The sequence below is a fragment of the Streptomyces sp. S6 genome (genome assembly GCF_054880855.1).
In genome coordinates, this window is record NZ_JBTYMC010000683.1 from 1 (window position 1) to 993 (window position 993).

The 993-nt window shown below is 62.0% G+C and carries 2 protein-coding genes; both read right to left on the bottom strand.

Features of this window, described 5'->3' with window-relative positions; genetic code table 11:
* On the bottom strand, window positions 1-618 hold a 618-nt coding region (locus ACVNF4_RS36420), incomplete at its 3' end, for an IS3 family transposase (protein ID WP_461807090.1).
* A 17-nt stretch (window positions 619-635) separates the two neighbouring features.
* The gene (locus ACVNF4_RS36425) at window positions 636-926 is read right to left on the bottom strand and encodes a transposase (RefSeq protein ID WP_423689484.1); all 291 of its coding nucleotides are present in this window, start codon (window positions 924-926) and stop codon (window positions 636-638) included.
* Window positions 927-993 lie beyond the last annotated feature (67 nt).

Genomic DNA, 993 nt, shown 5'->3' on the forward strand with positions numbered 1-993 from the left:
CAACGTCCTCCCGAACTCGGCTGACATGTAGTTACTTCCGCGATCCGAGTGAAATATAGCGTCGGCCGAGAGGTTCCTGTTCCGTGCCGCGTTACGGATCGCCCTGGATATCAGTGGGGTTTGGTAGTGGTCGTCCATCGCGTAACCGATGACTTCCTTCGTGCAGCAGTCGATGACCGTCGCGAGGTACAGCCAGCCTTCCCCGGTCGCGATGTAAGTGATGTCGCCGACGAGTTTTTCGCCGGGCGCATCCGCGGTGAAGTCGCGGCCGACGAGGTCCGGCACCTGGCCGGCCGCAGCCTGGGTGAGGTTGAACCTCTTCGGCCGTGGCAGGCAGGGCACCAGGCCCAGTTCGCGCATGAGGCGGCGGACCAGCTCCACGCCCGCGGCGACGCCCCAGCGGTGCAACTGGGCCTGGACACGCCGGTGCCCGTAGGTGCTGTCGGACATGTCGAAGGCTTTCCCGATGAGCAGTTTCAGTTCTTCGCGCCGTTGAGCTGTCGCGGATTCCGGGCGGGATCGCCAGTCGTAGTAGCCGGATCTGGAGACGCCTAGGCGGCCGCACATGAACTCGACGCTGTATGCGTACTTCTCGGTGTCGAGCCGCATCTCGTCGATGAACTCGTACTTGCTTGCTACCGGGGATCCTTCGCGAAGTACGCTGCGGCTTTTTTCAGGAAGGTAACTTCCATCTCCAGCTCGCGATTGCGTCGTTCGAGTTCCTTCAGGCGTGCCCGCTCGTTCACCGTCAGTTCCGCATCGGGAGCCGGTTCCTGCTGCTTCTGGTGCTTCTTCACCCAGCCGCGCAGCGTCTCCGAGTTCAGCTCAAGCTCCCGGGCGACTTCGGAGATCGTCTTGCTTGACCTCAATGCGATCTGGACGGCTTCCTCGCGGAACTCCGGCGAGTACTTACTGGGTGGCGCCACTTCTTCCTCGTTTCCTTGTTCAGGACAACCCTATTGGGTGCCTGTCCGGAAACTTCGTGGCCCCTCA